The sequence below is a fragment of the Capnocytophaga sp. oral taxon 863 str. F0517 genome (assembly GCF_000466425.1).
Classification (GTDB): domain Bacteria; phylum Bacteroidota; class Bacteroidia; order Flavobacteriales; family Flavobacteriaceae; genus Capnocytophaga.
The window spans coordinates 90,362-116,035 of sequence record NZ_KE992174.1 but is presented as its reverse complement, the minus strand read 5'-3'; the positions used below and the strand labels follow the sequence as shown (position 1 = coordinate 116,035).

Sequence of the window (25,674 nt, the reverse complement as noted above, 5' to 3'; positions counted from 1 at the left end):
CAAATTCACTATTTTTCTCCTTATAAATGACAATGACCAATGACAACTATCATTCAGATAGTTATCATTGGTCATTTGTCTTTAGCTACTAGTTATTTCACTAGTCACTGTTCTTTTATCACTTGATATAGAGCCAGCCTGTTTTTTGTTGGGTTTGGTTCTTACCATCGGTGTATTCTAAGATGTAATAGTAAGTTCCTTGTGGTAGCTTACCATCTTTGTTCACCGTAGCACGACCCTCAGAGATTCCCTTGAATGGAGAGGCATTGGTATAGCCATCTTTCTCGAATATCAACACACCGTAGCGGTTGAATATCTTGAGGTTATTCTTAGGATAAAGCTCTATATTCTTGATAATGAAGCCATTGTTCTGGCTGCCCTCATCAGTTGAGATCGCATTGTAAAACTCTAAATCTGCATCATTAGAAAGGTTCACCACTACCCTACCGGTTTTTCTCACTCCATAAGTGTTGGATATGACTTCATATTCTATGGTATGAGTTCCGGAAGGAGCTCCTTGAGGAATAGTTAAGTTTCCTTCTGCATCTATGGTAACACCTGGGATACCCGCATTATTGGTTACCTTTATAGAAACTTCAGATGCGGCGATAGGCTGACCATCCAAGGTGTCATTGGCCAATACATTTCCTACTTGGTTTGTTGAATTGTTGGTCACTATCGTTCTATCAGCGAAATTATCCTCTGCAAGGGTCAACTGTGGTTGTATCTTCACTTTCGCCTTACCTGTTTTGCAGGTTGAGGTTCTTCCGTTGAGGCAGATTTGGTATTCTACTTCATATTCGCCTATAGGAGCTCCTGGTTTTACAATAATCTTACCTGTGGTAGTATCTATATCTATCTTATCTTGGGCGCTAGGTGTAACACTTATTTTCTCGATAGTTACTGTACCAGGGGTTGTTCCTATAATTGGTTTCTGACCATTGATCGCATCATTGTCCAAGAGACTCTTAGTAGAGGTAGTATCAGCTTCTCCTTCTCTTGGTTTCTCTACTTCGATCTCATCTTCAGCAGCTACATTCTTAGCTACATGGATAATAACCTTAGTATTAGAAATCAAGTTCGTATCTTCCTTACTGATAATACTATATTCGTAAATATAATCACCTTCTTGTAGTCCGTCTTTCACATCGATACGACCATCACTGGCTATAATAATACGATCTGAGGCAGGTTCTGGCAATCCAGGTGTATGGGCTCGTGCTTGTCCTATGGCTTGTACAGTCACATCAGCAATGGTAACTGTACGTCCGCGTAGCTTGTCATTTCTCAAGACACTTGGAGTGGTTCCTCCCATAATACCTACACTAAACTCATCTTCTTCAGCCATAAGATCTTGATCAGGTCTTACCTTAATGGTAATATTCTGATTTACACAAGTCTTAGGGGTAACCTTATCACATACTTTCACTCCGATGGTATATTCTCCGGAAGGTGTATTCTTAGGAACGGTTACCTTTCCTGTTGCTGGATCTACCTCTGGGGTAGGTCGTCCTGGCTCTAAAGGAGTGGCAGGAGTAATTTCAATTGTTACATCGCTTGGATCTGGTCTTTGTCCGTTGATCTTCACATTATCAATTACATTACCTATCTCACGAGGTGTATCATCGGAAGAAGGTGCTCCATTAATTGGATTGGTAGCCAATTCTACTTTGTTCTTTATCACCACTGTCACAAGTGCAGGAGCACTTACCGGACTGGTTTCTCCCTTAGGAGTAATGGTGTAGCTAATGGTATGGGTACCTGCTGGTGTACCAGCAGCTATTTTCACCTTACCGGTAGCGGTATCTATACTTACCTTATCAGGGGTAGAGGCTGCAACCTGTTGGATATCAACCAAAGTGGTATCCAAGTTCTCTCTGGTAAGGTGTCTATCATTCACTAATATATTACCTTCTGCTGTTCTCTCAGCAGCATCCCATTGTAGGGTATAGGTATCAGGCTGCGCTACAATGTCGGTCGTAGCAGGGTTCACTGTTACAGTAGCCGTATGGGTCTTACATGTATTGGCTGCACCTGTAGCCTTATCACATACCTTATAGGTAATAGGATAAGTACCGGCTGGAGTTCCTTGTGGTATCTGTATCTTACCTGTATCAGCACCTGTGGTGATGATTGTAGGTACGGTAGTACCTGGAGCAGGGGTTACGATCTCTACAGTTACCTCAGAAGGATCGGGTGCCTGGCTACCTCCATTGAAGTGTACATGATCCAATATATTACCCGCTGTAGTAGGGTTGCTATCGGTAGGAGTGGTTCCGGTATAAGTAGCATCTTCACTTTCTACCTTATTGGTTACCACTACCTTCACTTCTACTTCATTAGAAGCGGTGGTTTGTCCTTTTTCAGTAATTTTATACTTCACGGTATATTCACCCGCTGGGGTATTAGCGGCTACTTTTACCTTACCTGTCGCAGTATCAATAGTTACCTTAGGATCGGTTGTAGCAGTCTGAGTAATGGTTACCACCTGGGTATCAATACCTGTACGAGTACCAAGCTCATCATTAGTCAATACATTCACTTCATTGGCGCCATTTTTTACAGAGGCATCATTATTAGAACGTTCTACCTTATGAGCTGTGAAATCATCAGCTGTAGCTTGGATGGTATTTCCTGTTACGGTAATAGTTACCGTATCGGTCTTACAAGTCTTCGCCTCATCAGGTTGTGCTTTATCACATACTTTGTAAGTGATGGTATAAGTACCTGGTTTCACTCCTGAAGGAACTACTACCTTACCAGTAGTGGTATCAATAGTAGGAACGCTATCTCCTGGAGACTGAGGTGTAGCTGGTGTTACTACCTCTATAGTTACCTCATTGGCATTAGGCTTATTGCCATTGATCTTGGTATTATCCAATATATCAACCACCGTATTAGGTGTTGTACCATCAGTAGAAGGATTGGCTGGAGTAGTAGGAATTGCATCCAATTCTACTTTGTTCTTCACCACTACTTTTACAGTAGCTTCAGCAGAAACATGAGTTGGGTCAGCTGTTTCCTTGATCTTATACTTAAGTTCGTATACACCAGGGGCTTTGTTAGCTCCTACCTCTACTTCACCATTGGCTTTGATAGTGATATCAGTCACCGGTTGAGTGGTTTCGATGGTCACTAAGGTATTGTTAAGTCCAGTGGTAGCACCTAACTTATCATTAGCCAACACATTAAGTGTTGTACCATCAGTCTTCTTCACTGTTTGTGCTGCTGTGGAGAACTCTACTACCTTATTATCATTATCAGCATTAGCCACAATCGGATTGGCATCTACAGTTATAGTAGCGGTAGCTTGCTCACAAGTTCTAGCAGAGACAGGCTGTGCCTTATCACATACCGTATAGGTAATGGTATAAGTACCCGCTGGAGTTCCTTGTGGTATCTTGATCTTACCGGCATCCGCTCCTGAGGTCTCAAGGTACGGTACTGTAGTTCCTGTGGCAGGTGTATCTACAGTAATGTTTACCTCATTGGCATTAGGCTTATTGCCATTGATCTTCACCTTATCCAACACATCTCCTCCTTCGGCAGGAGTTGCATTTATAGAAGGTGCTCCTGTATAGTTGTTATTTGCACGATCTATCTCTACTTGGTTGGTTACCACTACAGTAACTGTCTTCTCTTGAGAAGCCTCTGTATCGGATTGTCCTTTTTCTTTGAACTTATACTTAACTGTATATTCTCCCACTGGGGTATTAGCCTCTACTTTTACCTTACCAGTAGCTGTATCTATGCTTACTTTAGGATTGGTAGTGGCAGTCTGAATGATCTCTACCTCATCAGTTGTGATAGTGTCATCATCACCGAGCTTGTCGTTAGAGAGTACATTCACCGGAGTACCATTGTCACTTACAAAGGTATCAGTTGTAGGATGTACCACCTTGTGAGCTGTGAAATCATCATCGGCTGAAGTAGTGGTGTTTCCTTGTACAGTAATAGGAACGGTGCTTGTCTCACAGGTTGGTGGATTAGCATTGTCACATACCTTATAAGTAATGTTATAAGTACCTGGTTTCACACCTGCAGGGATTTTTACCTTTCCAGTAGTGGTATCAAGCTCTGGTACAGCATCTCCTGGAGACTGAGGCTGTGCAGGTGTTACCACACTGATAGTTACCTGATTAGCTCCGGTTCCTATACCTGGCTTAGTACCATTGAGTTTGGTTCCATCCAGTACATCTCCAATTTCCTTCGGTGTATTTTTATCCGTAGAAGGCGTTACAGGGTTAGAGACCACATCTGCTGGGGTAAGTGTTATCTTATTGGTTACCACCACTGTCACTGTCTTCTCAGCAGAAGGAGTGGTTTGTCCCTTCTCGGTAATAGTATACTTGATTGTATGAGTACCTGCTGGTGCATCAGCGGCTACTTTTACCTTACCGGTAGCGGTATCTATGCTTACCTTCGGATCAGATGTATGGGTCTGGTTGATCGTTACTAATTCTGTAGTAAGACCTGTACGGCTACCAAGGGTATCATTGGTCAATACATTCACATCGTTGGTACCGTCATTGACAAACTTATCGCTGGTAGAGCGTTCTACCTTGTGCGCTGAGAAGTCATCATCGGCTCCTGTGATGGTATTTCCTGTTACATTAATAGTAATAGTATTTTCCTGACAAGTTTTTGCTTCAGCTGGTTGCGCCTTATCACATACTCTGTAAGTGATGTTATAAGCACCAGGTTTTACACCGGCAGGTATTTCCACCTTACCAGTAGTAGTATTGAGTTCTGGTACCACATCACCTGGAGATTGAGGATCAGCAGGGTCAGTTACCTGTATCGTTACATCATTAGCTGAAGGCGTACTACCATTGATCTTGGTATTGGCTATCACATCAATAGGTGTAGCAGGGATATTCTTATCCGTAGAAGGTTTCACTGGAGTAGCTGGGAAAGGATCAAAAGTTACTTTGTTCTTCACCACTACTTTCACAGTAGCTTCGTCAGATACATTGTTGATATCCGCTGTTTCCTTGATCACATACTTAAGTTCGTATACACCCGCTGGCTTGTTAGCAGCTACCTCTACTTCACCATTGGTTTTGATTGTAATACCTGTTACAGGAACGGTAGTTTCAATCGTCACATCATTATCGGTAGCAGTATTACCTGCCAAGGTATCATTATTCAATACATTGAGGGTGGTATTATCGGACTTCTTCACGTTTTGTGCGGAAGTGGCAAACTCTACCTCCTTGTTATCCTCATCATTAGTTGCTATAATAGCATTGGCAGATACTCTGATGTTTGCCGTAGCTGGCTTACAAGATTTAGCTGCTCCTGAAGCAGTATCACATACTGTATAAGTAATAGTATAGTTACCAACTGGAGTTCCTTGAGGTATCTTGATCTTACCTGCATCAGCCCCTGAGGTTACTAAGAATGGTACGGTACCACTACCTGCATTGTTATCCACCGTAATGGTCACCTGGCTTGGGGTTGGTTTTGCTCCATTGATTCTCACATTGTTCAACACATCTCCTCCATTAGCAGGTGTACTATTGGTAGAAGGAGCACCTCCATAGTTACCATTGCTACTGGTTAGCTTGTTGGTAACTACCACTGTAGCGGTCTTCTCTGCTGAAGCTGCGGAGGCTGGCTGTCCTTTTTCTGTAAATTTGTATTTTACAGTATATACACCGGCTGGGGTATTGGCTTTAACCTTTATCTTACCAGTAGCGGTATCTATATTTACATTGCTATTGGATGTCGCTGTCTGGGTGATTTCTACCTCATTGGTTGAGATGGTGGTATCACTGCCGAGCTTGTCGTTAGAGAGTACATTGACTGGATTAGCTCCATCACTGACGAAGGTATCCACAGTTGGGTGTTCTACCTTATAGGTATCAGCTGTGAAATCATCATCTTCTGAGGTAGGAGTATTGCTTACTACCTTCACTGTAACAGTAGCTTCTTCACAACGCTTGGCTGCACCTGGTGCCTTATCACATACCTTGTAGGAGATGGTATGGTCGCCTGGAGCTACGCCCGCAGGGATCATCACCTTACCGGTAGTGGTATCTATATAAGGTTTCTTAGGTGATCCTGGTTGATCAGGAGTAGCTGTGATCTCCACTTCTGATGGATCTGGGTTCAGCTGTCCATTGATCTTGGTTTGAGCTAAGATATTTCCTACAGAAACAGGGGTCGTACTATCGGTAGAAGGCTTCGCATTAGGAATGGTTATTGTACCAACTTCTAACTTATTCGTTACGGTTACCTTCACACTTACTTCGTTAGAAGCTGTAGTTTGTCCTTTTTCTGTAATCTTATACTTCACGGTATATTCACCCGCTGGGGTATTAGCGGCTACTTTTACCTTACCGGTGGCTACCTCTATAGTAACTCCATTGTTAGAAGTATAAGTTTGCTCGATGGTTACCACATTGGTATCCAAGCCTTCACGAGTACCCAACTTATCATTGGAGAGTACATTAAGATCGTTGGCACCATCTTTTACATAAGCATCAGAAGTAGAACGTTCTACTTTCTTCTGGCTAAAGTCATCATTCTTAGGATCCAAGTGGTTACCTGCTACTTTTACCGTAATGGTAGCTGTCTTACAAGTATTGGCAGAAGCAGGAGTAGCCTTGTCACATATCTGGTAAGTGATCGGATAGTTACCTGGTTTTACTCCAGCAGGAATCTTCACCTTACCGGTAGTAGTATCTATATAAGGTACTTTATCACTTGGGTCATTCTTAGGAGCAGGAGAGGTTTCGGTAATGGTTACCTGAGCAGCACTTGGCTTAGATCCATTGATCTCTGTTTGATCCAATACATCTCCTATTTCCTTATCTGTACCATCGGTAGCAGGGGTTACAGAGCTTGGTATAGTAGCTGGATTTACTACTACTTTGTTCTTCACCACTACTTTCACAGTACTTTCTGTAGATGAAGGGCCTCCTCCTTTTTCAGCAATGGTATACTTCACTGTATACTCACCAGCTGGAGTGTTAGGAGCCACTTTCACCTTACCGGTAGCTGTTTCTATATTCACTCCTGAATGAGAAGTGTGGGTTTGGGTAATATCTACCAAATTGGTATTGATAGTTGTATTGCCACCCAAAGCGTCATTGCTTAGTACATTCACATCCTCTGTACCATTCTTCACATAAGAAGTGGCACTATTAGAGACCTCTACAGGATTGCTTGCGTAATCATCATTGGATGAGGTTGCCGTATTAGCCGTAACAGGAATGGTGATAGTAGCTGTTTTACAAGTCTGTGCAGCACTTTGTCCTGCTGGTAACTTGTCACATACCTGATAAGTTATCTGGTGGGTACCTGGCTTAGTTCCCACAGGAACAATTACCTTACCGGTGGTGGTATCTACATAAGGTACGATATCACTTGGGTTATTCTTATGTGCTGGATTAGGTACAGTAATTACTACATCCGCAGCATCAGGTTTATTTCCATTGATCTTCGTCTTATCCAATATATTGGCTATCGTCTTGTCATTACCATCATTTGGAGTATTTACAGTGCCAGGGATTGCAGCTGGGTCAAGCGCTACCTTATTCTTCACCACTACTTTAGCAGTAGCTTCGGTGGATTCGGTAGTTTGTCCCTTCTCTGTAATCTTATATTTCACCTCATGTACACCAGCAGGTGTGTTAGCTGCTACCTTTATCTGACCGGTAGCGGTATCTATATTTACACCCGAGTTGCTGGTAGCTGTCTGTCTGATAGTTACCACATCGGTATCAATATTAGTACGAGTACCGAGCTTATCGTTAGCGAGTACATTCACAGGGTTCGCACCATTTTTCACTACTTCTTCCGAATTGGAACGTTCCACTGGGTTTGCAGTGAAGTCATCATTGTTGGTAGTGGTGGTATTACCTCCAGCTACATTCACAGTAATGGTCTTTTCATCACTGCAAGACTTAGCGATACCTTCTGCCTTATCACATACCTTATACTTAATAGTATAGTTACCTGGTTTTACTCCTGAAGGAATAAGTACCTTACCGGTAGCGGGATCAATGCTTGGTACAGGATCCCCGCTCTGAGGTGGAGTCGCTTCCTGAGTTACAGAGATACTTACCTGAGAGGCATTTGGTTTGTTTCCGTTGAGCTGTGTTTGGTTCAGTACATTTCCTATTTTCTTAGGTGTGGTTGCACTTGTTGAAGGGGTAATAGGAGCGGTAAGGGTAGCTGGATTTACCACCAAGGCATTCTTCACCACTACGGTTACCTTTGCTGTTGCTGAGGTATTGGTTGTATTCTTTTCCTTAATCTTATAGGTAAGATTGTATACTCCGGCTGCGGTAGCGCCGTCTACTTTGATCTTACCGGTGCTGGTTTCGATGGTCACTCCCGTTTGGTTAGTAGGAAGTATATCTACCTGACTAAGGGTAGGGGTTACTCCACTAAGCTTATCGTTGGAGAGGACATTGAAGTCTGTATGGTCAGCAGCCTTAGCATAAGCGGCAGAAGCACTATAGGTAAGGGCTACTGGAGTATCGTGGTTGGCCTCTATGGTGCTGTTGTTTACAGTAACAGCTACAGTAGCGGTAGCACCACAACGACTGGTATTGTTCTTATCACAGAGCTTGTAAGTAACATTGTAAGTACCTGGAGCTACGCTTCCTCCTGGGATACGTATCTTGCCATCGGATGTTACAGTAGCACCTATACCTCCATCACTTACAAGGGTTACCTTGGCATTGCTGGTGGTAGCTTGTGCGCCATTAACAGTATCGTTGGAGAGGACGTCAATATCCTTACCGGTACTACGAGCTACCGATTCGGTATCATCGTTGGCAATGAGCCTATCTATCGTAATCTTCTTCTTCTTGGTCTTTTGATTACCGAAAGCATCACGTACGGTGAAGGTAACTTCGAACTCATTTACAGAACAAAGGTTCGTAGGTTTTACGGTGGCGTAATTGTTGGTCACAGTAGCTGTACCACAACCTATGGTAGCTGTTGCTGTAGCCATCCATGCATTCACAGCCGCATCAATAGCTGTTGCTGAATCAGCACAGTTGATAGAAAGGTTGTTAGCTGGTGCGGTAATAGTTGGTTGGGTAGTGATATCTACTGTATAAGTAACTTTTACTCTGTCACTTTCGCAACCTTGAGACGTTACCAAAGCTACCCATTTTTCATAGGTTGTCTTAGCTGTTTTGTTTCTATCTACGGTAGAAACAGTAGTAGCGTTACCTGTAGCTGCATTATACCACTTAAGAGTGTGACCAGGTAGTACGGTTACCAAATTTGCCATATCATAGTTACCAGTGGCAGGACATTCGGTCTTGTTCTGTACAGTAGGTGTAGTAGGTTTAGCCACTACCTTTACAGTGATTTTCTTACGAGTACTTTCGCAACCATTGGCAGTAGCTACTGCAAAATATTCATTCGTACCTACTGGTATGGTAGTCGAAGCCACTACTTCACTACCTCCGGTAGCAGCACTATACCACTTGATACCGGTGAGTGTAGTAAGGTCACCCACAGTCTTACCTGCTTCCTGACAGAAGGTCTGGGTAGCGTTAATGGCTGGCTCAGCAGGCAGGTTCTTAGTGAAGGTAAACTCATTGATAAGTTCATATTCACAACCTGTAGTAAGGGTTACTCTATATCTTAGCCTGAAGGCAGTAGCACCCTTAGGGGCTGCACTATGAGCTATATTTAGGGTACGCTCTTGCTCATTGGCATTGTTGCTATATTGTTGTCCATTAAAAGTCTTCCAGGTATTGTCGGTATCTTTGAATTCCAAGAAGTAACCAAAGAGATTACCACCACTATTCTTAATGGTATAGCCAGAGGCTATTTTAGCTTTGGCAGTTATCGGAGTTGTTCCAGTACAGTCATTAATTGTTACATCATTGGGTCGTGCTGCCTGAATGGTAATAATATCCGAATCTGAAGGAACATTCAGTTTGGCAGGCTCGGAATAGACTTTATCTAAGGTTTTGCCACACTTGGTAAAGCTAAACTCTGCTCTATAGTAGAGTCCATTATCGGATTCCTGGATCGTATTGAGTATCAATCTAGCCTGGGTAGAGCCATCGGCTTTGATAGAACCATTAGGCGAAGTTGCTACTGCATCTACCCATGAGCCTGGTGTATTAGTACGTGACTGTTGCCACTTATAGCTCATATCCTCTGTACCACTTACCCCATCTATCTTGGCCTTAGCGGTAAAGTATTTGCCGGTAGCTCCTTTACAAGCGGTTAGCTCGGCTGGATTTTCAGTAACCTTTATCTTAGCAGGCTTTATAGAACCTGGACAGAGCTCTACTGTATAGCCGCCAGAGGTACTACCTGGGTCATTCAAAGTCAATTCTGTAAAAGGAACTGATGAAGACACCTTCACTCTGGCTTGGGTATATACATTGGCCTCATGGGTTACTTCGTTACCAGTGGCTATGAATTGAGTATTGGTAACACTACCACAGCCTGAGGCGGCAAAGACCTCTGTACCACTACAATTAAGGGTAAAGGTAACCCTATCGGCTCTTGCGGGAGCTGGTGCACCTCCGAAGCCAGAGAGCCATACTTCAGCTGAGGTAATTGGCTTATCAAAAGTATATTTGATGCTCACCTGACCTGCATTCATTGAAGGATAACCCTGCATAATGGTAGGCTGGCACATATCACCTGTGGTATAGGACTGGAAGTAACTCTGCGGTCCTGCAATAGTACGAGTTACCTGTATACCATTCATAGTAGCCGTTGCCGGAGAGGTTTGGGCAAACTGCACCGAAGGATGAGTAGTACAGCTATTACCTAATGCATCCACCTCTGCCTTGTAGGCAATATTGTCCAAGTCACAAAGCCCTGTTTTGGCTACCTTGGTAATGGTTAGGGTAGTTTTGGCAGTTTCTCCACTTCTATCTACAGTCTTCACCCCAGTGACAGGGTCAAGTACTAAGGTCTCAGGAGTGCCACCATTGATATTATAAGTAACGGTTGCCCCAGGGGTACCTTTTATTGTATAGGTAATATTGGTTGCTCCTGTTTCGTTAAGGGAGGTAGGCGAAGCCGTTAGGGAGGTGATAGAAGCCACTTCCTTTACCGTAAGAGTAGCCTCAGAAGAGTACGCTACCCCCGTCACGGAAGAGAAAAGAGAGTTCTTATAGGTATATTTCACTCTTATAGAAGCACCATTATATGTGTTGGATTTAAGAGCCACTCCTGTAAAGGTCTTTTCTGTTCCAGGAGCCACATCTTTAAACTCTTCTATCTTAGTCCAGGCACCAGCTCCTTTTTTTGCTTGTAGTTCATAGTCAAAAGTGGCAGTATTAGCGAAAGCCCCTGCACTTGCTTTTGCTTTATAGACAGGTGCCGTCTTAGATACACAGATCGTTTGGTTAGCTAAGTTATTGATCCCAGCATCCAAAACGATAAAATTATTAACATTGGCCTTTGTAATAGAAGATGCACAAATCTCCACTACATACCCTATTCCAGAGTTATTCCCTCCAGGAGTTTGATCATCCAAAACAATTTCTGTAAATGGTTTATTAGAAGAGACTTTGATCCCTACATCTGTTGTAATGAGCTTATCATCTGCACTTTTCACCTCCCCCGTACTACTATTAACAGTCGTTCCTGTAGGTATACAGTTATAGGTTTGGGAAAGACTCATTGTTCCTTCTCCATTAATAGAAAACCTGACCTGATCATAACGCCATGGTTGAGTTGCTTTTGTACTTTCCCCAAAAGCAAATAGGAAAATTTCTGCAGAAGTAACAGGTGCTTTGAACTTATAAGTCAATTTTTTGGCTCCTGTATCTCCCATATAAGGTAAGTTATTAGGATAAGTTACAGAACTTCCACAATAACTTTGAGAGTGTAAGTCAGCAAATTGATTTGCATCAAGGATACGCTCTACTTCTACCCCATTAAGGGTTTTAGTTGCCGAAATTGCCTTTGTAAAATTATTGTTTATATTACCTGGATTACAAGCACTTGAATTATGTGGCTTAATAGATTGTGTACATATTTCCACATAGAAACCTGCTCCTCCTATGACACCTCCACCTGGCTCATTATAGGTCAAGGTAAGTTGTGTAAAAGGAGCCGTAGAAGTAATCCCTATTTTAGCATTTGTTGTTTTCCTTTTAAGAGATTTTACTTCATTCCCATTTACAATTTGGATAGTACCACTATTACAATCTGCTCTGTTATGTAAGGAGAGGCTTCCTCTATTTACACTAAAGATCACATCATCTATCTGATCTTCAACTCTTGTTGTAGTACCACTATACCCAAAAGCAGCCAAAAACACCTCTACATCCACAACAGGCTCACTGAATGTATAGATAATATTAGTTACTTTGTCGGAGTCCATAAAGGGATACTTTTTTCCTATATATTTACTCCTGCGGTTAATACCACAATAGTTTTCTGTAGGAGTATTCGTATCCTCATTAGAATACTTAATCTTGTCAAAACTACGAGTTCCCGCCTGCAAAATACGTGTAACCTTTATACCATTTACATAAGCATATTCCTCCACATATTTATTAGGATCTCCACCTGTAGTTACCCTTGTATAGGTCACAGGTTCAGGCATAGAGGTACAGTTCTGTGCCCAAATACCTGAATACGAGAGTAGTAAGACCACAATCGTCAGTAAATTAATAATCCGTTTTTTGTTTATTTCTATCATCTTACAATTATTTGATGTGATATTTCGGGCGCAAAGGTAGAATAAAAATTTTTTTCTACCATATTTTTTTTTATTTTTTATGATTTATCAACCATCCAATCTCTTTTTTATTTGCCAAAAAAGACTTTTTTGTATTATTAAATAGGTAATTTAATTTGTTGATTTCCAATATTATAAAATATATTTATTACTATATCTTATAATACAAAAATACGTTATTTAGAAAAACTTTATATTGTATCTCTCCTCTTACTATTCATAAATCCTATAGTTGTATAGAATTCATCAATAGCTGTTAACAAACTATTTTATCGTACAAATTCTTACTTCTCAAATGACTTTTCCTTGACTTCACTTTTGGAATATAGTAACTTTGCCCCAGATTAGTGGTTATTTTTTTATGGAAGAAGCTATACAAATATTATGGACCTATGCTCGCCGTGAGCCGATCAACTGCAATGGTAAGATCGTAATCCCTACCATCAACCAAAGTATTGCCGCTATCCGATTGATCATGCGTTTGGAAAGATGGGAGGAAAAAATAAAAAATGAAAAACAAAAGAAAAAAAGTGAAAAACCAATCCAAAATCCAGAACTTGATAATACGTATGATAAAGAAAATGCAAACCTAATTGAAAATATAGAAACTACCGCTGAATATGATGAAAAAAACAAAGAAAATAGCACTATAGAGCCTATACAGATAGAAAATAACTCTGTAGCGCCTAATGAAATAATAACACTTGCTGAAAATAAGAACAAGCCTAAATATAAAATCAAAAAAAGAATAGCTCATAAAAGTTTTAGATTTAGAAAATGTATGAATAATATACCTAAATATACTTTCTATAATCATCATACAGCTAATTTATATAATGATATCTATTCAAATTATATAAATAGATACCTATCAAGTACCTTAATAGCTATTCCTCCTTAAGGAAAAGAGGTGATAAGTTTCAAAAAAGCATCATCGGCATTTGTGTAGATCTGCCTCAAAGAAAGCTATAAAGAGAGGGCAAAGAGGGGATTTTTTGATATTTCTAATTTTTTGATGATAAAATTCAAAATGTTAAATTTTTAACTTGCAGAAATAGCGTTTTTTTGAAGAAAAAAATATTTTCGAAGTGATTATACTTATTTGTAATTATCGGTAGAAAAATGCCTAAGAATATGATTACTTATCTCAATAGCTTTTCATATTCCTTGAAAAACGGATTTATGTAGGACTTTTTCTTTTTCTTCTCACAGTAATCCATTGATATTCAGTATGTTTTTTTCTACATCCCCCTAGCCCCCCTCAAGGGGGGAGTAGGATGTCGTTGAATTATCATGCTGGTTATCAGTATACTTAGGTTGAATTTTCACCACTCTGCTCGATACCACTCCGTAACTCCCCTCTTGAGGGAAGTCCGCGAGAGCGGAGTATGTGAAGGGGGGATGTGACAATAAGTGATTGATAATGAGTTACTTACAACTTTTCCCAAATGTCTATATTTCTAATCCTTTAACTATTGATTCGTATTAATGACTGCTTTTTGTAGGAAGAGGTATCATTTTTACAAAAAAAGTAGTACCTTTGCAAGACGTAAGAAATAGTAGCTTTCATCAATCCTCAAAAAGAAACTCAAATCCATAGAATTTTTTCAAATCTGTGTAGTGTCCCCAACAAAGCATTACAAATATCAGTTGCGCTTCATCATATATTCTATAGACAAGCCTATGCTCATCTGTAATTCTCCTTGACCAAATATGAATTTCTTGGGGATCTAAGGTTAGGTCTATTTTATCTACATCTTTTAATCGTTCAGGCTTCCCTGTCCCCTTTCTTGGAGATGTAGATAATTCAAGTAGTAGTTTATTGATTTTCTCTAATACCTTTGTTCTGCCTGAATTGCGATGTTCTATATACTGTTGCTCAAAGATATGGCTTAGCTTTAGTGTATATTCCATCATTTCAAAGTATTGAGATGTTCCAAAATGGCTTTTTCTCCTTTGAGTTCTTTACTACTATGGAGGCTTTCCATTGATTTTTTCATAAGTTCATAATATGCTTCTTGAGAAAGCTGGTAGTTTTCTTCTGTTTTATCCTCTCTAAGAGTTATATCAAGTGCTTTTAAAAAACTATCAAGTAGCGCTACTTGTTTCTTATTCTTTAGACTAAAAGAATATCTTACTCCTGGTTGTATGGTGGTTATCATAATTTGAATATTAAAGTCTTGCAAAGGTACAACAAATATCTCTAAAAAACAAGATTTTTTCGTACCTTTGCAAGACGTAAGAAATAAAGATGAACAAAAAAATTACCCTTATTGATTGGGGTCTGAAAGACTATAAAGAGGCTTGGGAAGCTCAGGAAGCGCTCTTCCAAGCTACTATCGACCAAAAAACGGCCAATCGCAATGCTGAAAACCCCTCCCCTACTCCTAACTACTTGATTTTCGTAGAACATCCCCATGTACTAACCCTCGGAAAGAGCGGCCACATGGAGCACCTGCTTATGGGAGAGGACTTCCTCAAGGCTAAGCATATCTCCTTCTATAAGGTCAATCGTGGGGGCGATATCACCTACCACGGACTGGGACAGGTGGTAGGCTACCCTATCTTGGACTTGGACAACTTCTTCCCTGATATCCACAAATACCTACGCTGCTTGGAGGAGGTCATTATCCTCACCTTGGCCGACTATGGCCTTCGGGGTGAGCGCAGTCCTGGAGAGACAGGGGTTTGGTTGGACGTAGGTACTCCCAAGGCACGTAAGATCTGTGCTATGGGGGTAAGGGCTTCCCGATGGGTAACCATGCATGGCTTTGCTCTGAATGTCAATACGGATCTTAGTTACTTTGGCTATATCGTCCCTTGCGGTATTGCCGACAAAGCAGTAACCTCCCTACAAGCGGAGCTGGGTAGAGAGGTTTCTTTAGAAGAAGTAAAGCAGCATATTACCACTCATTTCTTGGAGGTATTCGCTGCTTCTCTGTGATTTTTATGCTTTTATAGCTTCTTATAGCGCTCTAAGTGCTTGAGCTGCTCCTTATCGAACCCATAAGGGTCATTGCGAATGATAAGTCGCCCAGCTTCATCAACCCAGGCGGTGAGGTAGGAGACATCTACCGTGAAGTGTTGCTTGGGGTGTACCCTATACTGGTTGCGCCCCTTGTGCATGGCATCGCTTACTTTCAGATAGTCCCACGCCGCTGTGTGTTTGAGCAGTTGGTAGGCCAAGCTATCGGGGTACTGAACTCGTATACATCCATGGCTATAAGTGCGTTGGGTATTGTCAAAGAGTTTTTTCCCTGGTGTATCGTGTAGGTAGATACTCATATCATTATAGAGGATAAACTTGACTAGGCCCAAGGAGTTATTCGCCGAAGGATTTTCTACAAAGAAGAAATTGCGCTTGAGGGTGCTGGCATCTTTCCAATTAACCTCTGCCGGATTGATCTCCTTATTGTTTTCATAGAGCTTATACCCTCGCTTGGCATACTTGAGCGAATCACCACTGTCTACAATACGAGGGATCATCTCCTTGCGCATGATGCTGGCCGGCACCGACCAAGTAGGGCGAAACTCTACAAACTTCAGGCTATCGGAGAAAATAGGAGTGGGCGTATCGGGCTTGCCTACTACCACCCGAGTGGCAAACTTGAGGCTGTCCTTATGGAACAAGCGCAGGCGATATTCGGGAATGTTGATCAGTATATAGTCCTCTCCCAAATCCTTTTGCTGCCAGCGTAGGCGCTCCATATTCAGTAGGAGCAAATCGCGCTGCTGATCCCCCGACATCTGTAAGTAATTGAGGGTGTGTGCCCCTGGCACTCCATCGGCCGCAAGTCCTATATGTTGTTGGAATTGCTTGATGGCATCCACCAATAGAGAATCTACCTCCTCTGGGGCTGCTTGTGCGGGAGAATGATACCCTTTGCGCTTTAGCTGATTGCGTAGAGCAACGATGATACTATCCTTATAGCCTATGGCAAATTTCTTAGGATCTAGATTAAGTGTTTCATAGCGAGCTGTATCCTTTTCCAATTCCTTGTATTTCTGTGCCATTGCCTTATAGGTAGGCTCCTGGGGCTGTAGTGCAGCAAGGACTTCGGAAAGGTTATCGCCATCCTTAAGGCTTTGTAGCAGTGCTATAGGGTCATGGGTGGATTTCTTGCGTTTCCATACCCGGACATCATCCCCTACCTTGGGAATACGTCCTTGGGTAAGGTGGCGATTGAGCAACAGAAAGGAGGCGGTGATCTCACGATCGGTCGTCTCCAACTGCTTTAAGGAAAGGGAATCCTTATGTTGGTAGAGGCTTGTGACCAAGGAATCCAATTCATGTTGCCTATAGTTCTGAGGGAAAAGCCCATAATCACTCAGCTCCGTAAGTGCATTCAGGTAAGAAGCAAATAGGGGCGAAGGCTTATTTTGGTACAGCCAACGCGCTTGGTAGTGATTGTTTTTATAAAAATGAGCGACTTCCTTCTCTATCGCTGCCTTATAGTAGTCATCCTTAATGGTAACTTTTTGGAGGGTCGCCACTGCCGTATCTTGCAGTGTAAGAGGCTCATACACCTCTTCGGGCTCATCAGAGAACCACTGCGAAGACTTATCCTTACTTTGCTTGCAAGCGCTCAGAAGAATAATAAAAGAAAAGACAAGTATATGTTTTAACATAAAATTGTTTTGAGCGGCAAAGATAAGTATTTTTTTTAAAACTATAGCCATTCTTTGGCATATTTTTTGTACTATTAAAGTACTTATTTAAAGCTATATGAAACAATTATGCTCCCTTATACTACTCTTTTTTACAATCAGTAGTGCTTTTTCCCAAAAAATCATACTACCTCAGGTAAAAGTAAGTCAAACGGATAATGCCCAACCCATGCAGCTGCAAGATCTTTCAGTGGATATCTTGGTGATGGGACAAACGGCTGTAACTACTATGGAAATGACTTTCTACAATCCCAATGATAGGGTGATGGAAGGCGAGTTTGAGTTTCCCCTATCCAATGGCCAAGAGGTCTCCCGCTTCGCCTTGGACATTAACGGCAAGCTCCGCGAGGGGGTAGTCGTGGATAAGGCTTTAGGACGCAAGGCCTTTGAGGACATCGTACGCCGTGGAATAGACCCTGGTTTGCTCGAAAAAACCGAAGGCAACAACTTCCGTGCTCGTGTATATCCCATGCCTCGCAGGGGAACACGCAAAATTCTCATCGCCTTCGAGCAGGAACTCTCCCAAAAGAATGGTCAGGATTTTTACTTCCTACCCATAGCCAATGCCGTCAAGCTCAAGAAGTTCAAGATTCATACCGAAGTGGTTTCTCGCTTTGTCAAAGCCGATATTCAGAACACTCTACAGCTGGACTTTACCCAAAGCCGCAACAGCTATATCAGTGAAGTAGAGCAGGCCAACTATACTTTGGACAAAAATATCGCCCTTCTCTTCCCTAAAATAGACAAACCACAGCTCATTACCGCTACCAACGGGAATGAAAGCTACCTTTATGGAAATGTAGCCTTGGAAAAACAGTCTTTAAGGGAAAAAGAAGCACCCAAAAGTATAGGTATCCTTTGGGATAGCTCTCTTTCTAACGAGAAAAGAGACTTTGCCAAGGAATATGCGCTCTTAGATGCTTATTTTAAGGAGATCAAGAATACAAAAGTAACCCTCACCACCTTCCATATCCGTGCTGCCAAGCCCGTAACCTTTGAGGTGAAGGACGGTAATTGGCAGGAGCTACGAGAATATTTGGAAAAACAAGTCTATGACGGAGCAACCGATGGCAATGCTATGGTATTCCCTAAGGGTGCCGACCAGTACTTACTCTTTTCCGATGGGATTTTCAATTTCGGTGCTAAAGAATTTGATCTGCCATCACTTGTCAAGTCCTTACAAGCTCCTGTGAGTGTGATTAGCTCGCTACAAGTAGCCAACTGGGACAAACTCCAATACTTGGCTGGAGCTACTGGAGGAGCACTGATCAACCTTACTACCCAAGCACTCCCTGAAGCACTCAAGGCACTGCGTTACCAGTCTTTCCAGCTCTTAGACTATAAAGTAAAAAGTGGAAATGTAACCAATATATATCCTCAGAAAGGGGCTTTGGTAGAGGAAAACTTTACTTTTGCGGGGCAACTAAGCTCCGAAGAGGCGACTGTAGTGATCTCCTTGGGCTACCCTGGCAAGGTCATCGTGGAAAAAGAGCTTACTTTTAGCAAAGATAATACCGCAGGTGCGGGAGAGTTTGCCCTTTTGCGTCGTATATGGGCTGAAAAGAAGATTGCACAGCTACAAAGAGAAGGCGCTTTAGCTAAGGATATTGATGCCGTAGGTCGCCAATATGGCATCGTCACCGAGGGTAATTCTCTGATCGTTTTGGAGACCGTAGCAGACTATGTGCGTTACCAGATTACCCCTCCCAAGGAGCTCCAAAGGGAATACGAACGTCTTGTCAATAAGGAAAAACAAGACAAGGAAAAAGAAAAGAAAGAACACCTTGACTACGTGATAAAACTCTCCGAAGCACAAAGCAAATGGTGGAATACCTCCTTCCCTATCGCAGGCACCAAACCTGTCAAGAATACAGCAGAACGCTCTTCCGACGAGAGTGCCGCTGGTATAAATATGCGTGCCAGCGCCAGTGTCGGCAGCTCCCTCGCTATACGTGGCATTGGCTCTATTTCAGAGAGTAGTCAGGCCGAGTTGGCTGAAGTAGTGGTAAGTGGCTATAGTCGCTCTTCCAGAAAAGAAAGACGACAGAACAAAAAAGCTGCTAAAGAAACTGCGCAAGTTCTTAATGATGAAGAGGAAAGCGAGGTGGAAGATCGTAGTGGTGAGCTGGCCAATACCTCCAAAATAGCCCTCAATGAATATAATCCTGATACGCCCTACCTAAAGGTGATGGAATATGCCGACCCAGCCAAAGCGGTAGAGACTTATTACAAACTCAAAAAGGAATACGGACAAACGCCTTCTTTCTATGTAGATGTGGCTGATTATTTCTTTAAAAAAGGAGATACCGAGCAGGCCATATTGGTGGTGTCCAACTTGGCCGAACTGAGCTTAGAGGATGCTCAACTACTCCGCGTATTGGCTTACAAACTCAGCGCTTACAAAGCCTACCCAGAGGCAGTGTCCATTAGCCGCAAGGTGGTAGCCATCCGTGAGGAGGAACCCCAATCTTATCGTGATTTGGGATTGGCTTTAGCCCAAGCAGGAGAATACCAGCAAGCGATAGAGACCCTTTACAAAGTAGTGGAACGCCCTTGGGATCAGCGCTTCAGAGATGTACAGCTAATCGTTATGAACGAGATTAACAACATCATAAATACCCAAAAAGGTCTCCGCACTTCCTTTATTGACAAGCGCTTGCTTAAGAAGGAACCCGTGGATATCCGTGTAGTACTCACTTGGGATACCGACAACTCCGATATGGACTTATGGGTTACCGACCCCGAAGAAGAAAGATGTTTCTATCTCTACAGACAGACCTACTTAGGTGGTATCATAAGCCAAGATGTTAGAGGTGGCTATGGTCCTGAGGAGTTTATGCTCAAGAAAGCCCCTAAGGGTAATTACAAAATAGAAGTGAATTACTACGGCAATCACTCCCAAAAGCAGCTACTGCCCGTAAGCCTCCGTATCACTTTCTTTACCCACTACGGCACCCCTCAAGAGAAAAAACAAGAAACCACTGTACGCCTCTCTAACGAAAGAGAGGTCATAGATGTGGGAAGTTTTGAATTTTAGTAATTTGCCCTTAAGGTAATTGTAATTCGTCCTTAAAATAATGACTATTCGTCCAAAATAAACAATAGATTTATGAAATCATTAATAACCCTCATAGCCCTCCTTGCCTCAGTAGGAGGTGCTATGGCTCAAAAAACTGTCCTGCCCGAAGTGAAGGTCAGGGGTCAGTACAATGCCAACCCCATGCAATTACAAGAACTCTCTATGGATATATTGGTCATGGGACAAACGGCCGTAACTACTATGGAAATGACCTTCTACAACCCCAATGATAGGGTGATGGAAGGCGAGTTTGAGTTTCCCCTATCCAATGGCCAAGAGGTCTCCCGCTTTGCCTTAGATATCAACGGTAAGCTCCGCGAGGGCGTGGTCGTGGATAAGGCTTTAGGACGCCAAGCCTTTGAGGATATTGCACGGCGCAATGTAGATCCTGGGCTTTTGGAAAAAACCGAAGGTAACAACTTCCGCGCCCGTGTATATCCTATGCCTGCCCAAGGGGTACGTAGAATCCTCATCGCCTTCGAGCAAGAACTCTCCCAAAAGGACGGACGGGATTTCTATTTCCTACCCATCGCCTCTGGAGTGAAGCTCAAGCACTTTAAGCTACGTGCTGAAGTGGTTTCACGTTTAGTCAAAGCGGATATAGAAAATACGCTACAGCTCAATTTCGGACAAAGTCGCAACAGCTATATCAGTGAGGTAAAGAAAGAAAACTATACCTTGGACAAAAATATAGGGCTGACCTTCCCTAAAATAGACAAACCACAATTGCTAACGGCTACCAAAGGGACAGATAGCTACCTCTATGGGAATATAGCCTTGGAAAAGCAAACGCTAAAGAAAAAAGAGAAACCCAAGCGCATAGGTATCCTATGGGATGGCTCTTCTTCCAGCCAGAAAAGAGACTTTGCCAAGGAATTTGCCCTTTTGGATGCTTATTTTAAGGAAATAAAGGAGGTAAAGGTAGCCCTTACTACCTTTCATATCCGTTCCTCTGCTGCAATCCCCTTCAAAGTGGAAAACGGCAATTGGCAGGAACTGCGACAGTACTTAGAAAAACTAATCTATGACGGAGCAACAGACCCTCAAGCGATGCTGTTCCCTCAAGAAAGTGATGAGTACTTCCTTTTCTCCGATGGTATCTTTAACTTTAGGGATAAGAATTTTGACTTTACGCAGCTCATTGGGCAGCTAGATGCTCCTGTCAATGTTGTTTGCTCCCAACTGGTAGCCAATTTGGACAAGTTACAATACTTGGCGGGAGCCACTGGGGGTAGTTTTATCAATCTCAATACCCAAGAGGTCTCTGAAGCGGTGAAAGCATTACAATATCAAGCCTTCCAAGTATTGGATTATAAGGTAAAGAAGGGAAAAATAGTAAATATTTACCCTCAAAAAGGTACTTTAGTAGGGGAAAACTTTACTTTTTCAGCTTATCTAAATAGTGAAGAAGCTACTTTGGTCGTATCTTTAGGCTATCCAAACAAGGTCATTGTAGAAAAAGAGCTTACCTTTAGTAAAAATACAGCTGCAAGCGATGAGGAATTTGCGCTCTTGCGCCGCGTATGGGCAGAAAAGAAGATAGCACAGCTCAGACGAGAAGGCGCTGAAAACAAAGCTATTGATGCCATAGGTCGCCGTTATGGTATCGTAACCGAGGGCAATTCCCTAATCGTACTGGAAACAGTGGAGGATTACCTCCGTTACCAGATTACCCCACCCAAGGAACTTGAACAGGAATATAACAAACGCTCTGCCGAGATAGAAACAGAAAAGATAACCGAAAAAGAAGCCTTAGAGGAGGTCCTTGCCCTTTCCAAAGAACAAACTTCGTGGTGGCAAACTTCCTATCCTATCAAGGCACAAGTAGAAATTCTTAGAGATATTTCCCATGATGATGCTAAGATGGCTCCTTTAAAAATAATGGCGGAGTACAACAATTCGGCAGAAGTTCTTAAAGATATTTCCTATGATGATGCTAAGATGGTTGATATGGGTACTGCTGGATATGATATAATTGCAGACAATAGTACTCAACAAATGGAACTGGCTGGATCTGTCGCTAAAACTTTGGGATACGAACCACCCCAAGCCACTATGGTTCTGAACGCTTACGATCCTGATACCCCTTACCTTAAGGTGATGGAATATGCCGATCCTGATAAAGTGATAGAGACTTATCACAAACTCAAAAAGGAATATGGACAAACACCTTCCTTCTATGTGGATGTGGCGGATTACTTCTTCAAAAAAGGAGACATCGCACAGGCTATATTGGTGGTGTCCAACTTAGCCGAACTGAATTTGGAAGATGCCCAACTGCTCCGTGTCTTGGGTTACAAACTTAGTTTTTACAAGGCTTACAAGGATGCCATTGCGGTATTCCGTAAGGTGGTGGCTATCCGCGAGGAAGAACCCCAGTCCTATCGTGATTTGGGATTGGCCTTAGCCGAAGATAAGCAGTACCAGGAAGCTGTGGAAACACTCTACAAAGTAGTGAAAAACTATTGGGGCGATCGCTTCGGTGATGTACAATTGGTGACCATGAACGACATTAATAGCCTCATCACACGTCATAAAGAAATCAAAACAAACTTTATGGATAAGCGTTTGCTTAAAAAAGAACCGGTGGATATACGAGTAGTACTCTCTTGGGATACCGACAACTGTGATATGGACTTATGGGTAACCGACCCCACCGATGAGAAGTGCTATTTCTCAAATACCCTTACCTACCTCGGTGGGAAAATCTCCGATGATGTAACTCAAGGCTATGGCCCAGAGGAATTTATGATCAAAAAAGCCCCCAAGGGTACCTATAAAATAGCGGTAGATTACTATGGTACACATTCCCAAAAGCAACTTATGCCGGTGAATCTACGTATTACCTTCTATACCCATTTCGGTACCGATAAGGAAGAAAAACAAGAAACCACCGTAAGGCTTTCCAATGAAAAGGAGACTATCGAAGTAGGCAGTTTTGAATTTAAGTAAAAAGAAAAAAGAGTGAAAAGCGTTTTTCACTTTTCACTCTTCACTTTTCTCTTATTTATTCTTCACCCTTCACTTCCTCGCTCTTTACTTCTTCAGGAGCTTCATTGGCTTTCGTCAAATAAGTAGGTAAGTTGAGCCCCGCCATGTTAAAGAGGTCATTGAGCGGTGGCACGGTCTTCATCATACCAGAGACAAAGTTGGCTGTAGAAGTATTACCATTTTCGCCCTGACCTGAATCCCATACGGTAATCTTATCAATCTTGATATTCTTAACCGCTTCCACTTGGGTTTTCACCAGTTCAGGCAGTTTTTCTATGAGGAGCAATTGGAATGCCTTGGTAGGATCGCCTCCTGCGGCGCTGACCACATCCTTGTATCCTTGTGCTTGCTTGGTAAGGATTTCAAAAAGACCTTTGGCTTCGGCTTCCATTTTCGCATAGATAGCATCTGCCTCCCCTTTGGCGTTCTCACGCAAGCGGTCGGCTTCCGCTTGGGCTTCTATGATCACACGTTGTTTGGCTATCTCGGCAGGGACAATGATGTTGGCCTGTTGGGTAGCACGCTCTCTTTGGGCACGAGCCGATTCGGCTTTTTCTTCTGCTGAGTAAGCTTCTTCCAAGGCTTTGGCCTGTTGTACCTTCTCGGCAGAAATCGCAATACGTAGGGATTCGGCTTCTTTTTCTCGGCGAAGTGCATCAGAGTTGGCTATCTCTATTTTGGCCTCATTCTCTCCCTTGATGGCAGAGGCATTGGCCTCGGAAATCTTGATACGGCTATCACGGTCGGCCTCGGCTTTCCCGATGGACTCGTCCTTCTTAGCCTCGGCAATACCTACTGTCTCGTCTTTTTTCGCTTGGGCGATACTGATTTCTTTGTTCTTTTGAGTAATGGCAATTTTTACGTCTCTATCTCGTTGTGTTTCAGCAATTTGAGTATCACGTTCTCTATCGGCAAGCGCCTTACCGGTCTCCCCTATCTTTTCCTGTTCGGCTACACTGATTTTAGCTTCGTTGATAGCCTTCGCAGCGGCTTCCTTACCGAGGGCTTCTATATAGCCTGATTCATCCTTGATATCGGTTACATTGACGTTGATGAGCTTCAGACCGATTTTCTTAAGCTCGCTATCCACATTCTTGGAGATATTGTCAAGGAATTTATCTCGGTCGGAGTTAATCTCCTCAATAGTCATGGTAGCAATTACCAAACGGAGCTGCCCGAAGAGGATATCCTTGGCCAACTCTTGGATCTGCTCAGGAGAAAGCCCCAAGAGGCGTTCGGCAGCCGCATTCATATTCTCTGGTTCAGTGGAGATAGCTATAGTAAAGCGACAAGGCACATCCACACGGATATTCTGCCTACTCAAGGCATTGTAGAGGTTGGCCTCAATGGAGAGCGGACGCAAATCCAAATAGGCAAAGTCCTGAATCACAGGCCACACAAAGGCTCCCCCTCCATGGATACAACGTGCCGATGAACCACCGGTTCGCCCGTAAATAACTAATATCTTGTCCGAAGGACAACGCTTGTAACGCGCCGTAAGCGACACTATGGTCACAAACAATACGACTGCAAATACTGCAATCAAACTAATGGGTGATGAAAAATCCATTCTATTTTAATGATTAATGATTACTCAATGGTTAATAACGCTAATTGCCATTAGCCCCCTAACACCTAAAACCTAAAACCTAACCCCTAAGACCTAACCCCTAACAACATAGAGCAATTGGTCTTGTACTTTGACCACCCTTACAGTGGCATTGGTGGGGATTCGATCGCCTTCGGTCACAGCCTCCAATTCATGAAAGGAACCACGTATACTGAGCGTTACTTTGCCCCTACCTGATAGATGTTCCGGAATAGGGATATATACCTGAGCGGTCTTGCCGAGGGTCTCCTCTATCTTGAAGGAATTGTCCTCGGCCAGCTTCATGAGCGCTTGCATGGTCAAAAAAAAGATATATACGAACAAGCCTCCAATAAGCACCGCAAAGATAATCAGTGCTATTTTGTTAGATATCAATTCATAAAAAGAAATACCTGTCCAGCTGAAGCCTAATAGGAAATTCACCAAGTTGCGCAAGGAAAAGAGCTGAAAAGGCGCATCATGCCCCGAGAAGTCTCCATCAAAATCAGCCGCTAAGCCATCCGAGGCATTCGCCCCCACAAAGGTCATCACCGTCTGGATGACAAAGATGATTGATACCGGAACGGCTATAAACCAAAATCCCTGTAGGTAGGGCTCCATCGAACTGAAAAATTCCATAATGATCCTAATTAATTC

At 42.6% G+C, this 25,674-nt stretch carries 10 protein-coding genes; 4 read left to right on the top strand and 6 right to left on the bottom strand.

The features are described 5' to 3' along the window. Positions 1 to 118: 118 nt before the first annotated feature. Positions 119 to 12,652: a gliding motility-associated C-terminal domain-containing protein gene (locus tag HMPREF1551_RS11520; protein WP_021629333.1), complete on the bottom strand. Its 12,534-nt coding sequence runs from the start codon at positions 12,650 to 12,652 to the stop codon at positions 119 to 121. A gap of 400 nt (positions 12,653 to 13,052) precedes the next feature. Here HMPREF1551_RS11520 and HMPREF1551_RS13245 point away from each other — a divergent pair, with 400 nt between their 5' ends. Further along, entirely contained in the window at positions 13,053 to 13,592 is a 540-nt protein-coding gene (locus HMPREF1551_RS13245) for a hypothetical protein (protein WP_021629332.1), read from the top strand. 668 nt (positions 13,593 to 14,260) lie between these two features. Here HMPREF1551_RS13245 and HMPREF1551_RS11510 read toward each other — a convergent pair. After that, positions 14,261 to 14,605, bottom strand: coding sequence for a Txe/YoeB family addiction module toxin (locus tag HMPREF1551_RS11510; RefSeq protein ID WP_034544685.1), 345 nt, complete (start codon positions 14,603 to 14,605; stop codon positions 14,261 to 14,263). Beyond that, on the bottom strand, positions 14,605 to 14,853 hold the full coding sequence (locus HMPREF1551_RS11505) for a hypothetical protein (RefSeq protein WP_021629330.1): 249 nt from the start codon (positions 14,851 to 14,853) through the stop codon (positions 14,605 to 14,607). Before HMPREF1551_RS11505 ends, HMPREF1551_RS11510 begins: the two co-directional genes overlap by 1 nt. 89 nt (positions 14,854 to 14,942) lie before the next feature. Between HMPREF1551_RS11505 and lipB the strand changes: the two genes are divergently transcribed. Next, a complete protein-coding gene (gene lipB, locus HMPREF1551_RS11500; RefSeq protein ID WP_021629329.1) occupies positions 14,943 to 15,635 on the top strand; it encodes a lipoyl(octanoyl) transferase LipB in 693 nt (230 codons plus the stop codon). An 11-nt stretch (positions 15,636 to 15,646) separates the two neighbouring features. On the opposite strand, the gene HMPREF1551_RS11495 is transcribed toward lipB, so the two are convergent. Next, positions 15,647 to 17,320 carry a murein L,D-transpeptidase gene (locus HMPREF1551_RS11495; protein WP_034544684.1) on the bottom strand — a complete coding sequence of 558 codons (1,674 nt, stop codon included), beginning with the start codon at positions 17,318 to 17,320 and terminating at the stop codon, positions 15,647 to 15,649. A gap of 97 nt (positions 17,321 to 17,417) precedes the next feature. Between HMPREF1551_RS11495 and HMPREF1551_RS11490 the strand changes: the two genes are divergently transcribed. Both HMPREF1551_RS11490 and HMPREF1551_RS11485 read left to right on the top strand, forming a co-directional pair. Then, positions 17,418 to 20,396: a VIT domain-containing protein gene (locus tag HMPREF1551_RS11490; RefSeq protein WP_021629327.1), complete on the top strand. Its 2,979-nt coding sequence runs from the start codon at positions 17,418 to 17,420 to the stop codon at positions 20,394 to 20,396. A 72-nt stretch (positions 20,397 to 20,468) separates the two neighbouring features. Beyond that, positions 20,469 to 23,390 (top strand): VIT domain-containing protein, encoded by a 2,922-nt coding sequence (locus HMPREF1551_RS11485; protein WP_021629326.1) that lies wholly within the window; start codon positions 20,469 to 20,471, stop codon positions 23,388 to 23,390. Positions 23,391 to 23,445: 55 nt separating this feature from the next. On the opposite strand, the gene HMPREF1551_RS11480 is transcribed toward HMPREF1551_RS11485, so the two are convergent. Together HMPREF1551_RS11480 and HMPREF1551_RS11475 are read right to left on the bottom strand one after the other, a co-directional pair. Then, entirely contained in the window at positions 23,446 to 24,999 is a 1,554-nt protein-coding gene (locus tag HMPREF1551_RS11480) for a flotillin family protein (protein WP_021629325.1), read from the bottom strand. A gap of 93 nt (positions 25,000 to 25,092) precedes the next feature. Further along, a complete protein-coding gene (locus HMPREF1551_RS11475) occupies positions 25,093 to 25,656 on the bottom strand; it encodes an NfeD family protein (protein WP_021629324.1) in 564 nt (187 codons plus the stop codon). Positions 25,657 to 25,674: the final 18 nt, after the last annotated feature.

Coding starts and splice junctions, on each gene's coding strand:
- HMPREF1551_RS11520 (WP_021629333.1), bottom strand. CDS start 12,652: ATGATAGAAATAAACAAAAAACGGATTATTAATTTACTGACGATTGTG.
- HMPREF1551_RS13245 (WP_021629332.1), top strand. CDS start 13,053: ATGGAAGAAGCTATACAAATATTATGGACCTATGCTCGCCGTGAGCCG.
- HMPREF1551_RS11510 (WP_034544685.1), bottom strand. CDS start 14,605: ATGGAATATACACTAAAGCTAAGCCATATCTTTGAGCAACAGTATATA.
- HMPREF1551_RS11505 (WP_021629330.1), bottom strand. CDS start 14,853: ATGATAACCACCATACAACCAGGAGTAAGATATTCTTTTAGTCTAAAG.
- lipB (WP_021629329.1), top strand. CDS start 14,943: ATGAACAAAAAAATTACCCTTATTGATTGGGGTCTGAAAGACTATAAA.
- HMPREF1551_RS11495 (WP_034544684.1), bottom strand. CDS start 17,320: ATGTTAAAACATATACTTGTCTTTTCTTTTATTATTCTTCTGAGCGCT.
- HMPREF1551_RS11490 (WP_021629327.1), top strand. CDS start 17,418: ATGAAACAATTATGCTCCCTTATACTACTCTTTTTTACAATCAGTAGT.
- HMPREF1551_RS11485 (WP_021629326.1), top strand. CDS start 20,469: ATGAAATCATTAATAACCCTCATAGCCCTCCTTGCCTCAGTAGGAGGT.
- HMPREF1551_RS11480 (WP_021629325.1), bottom strand. CDS start 24,999: ATGGATTTTTCATCACCCATTAGTTTGATTGCAGTATTTGCAGTCGTA.
- HMPREF1551_RS11475 (WP_021629324.1), bottom strand. CDS start 25,656: ATGGAATTTTTCAGTTCGATGGAGCCCTACCTACAGGGATTTTGGTTT.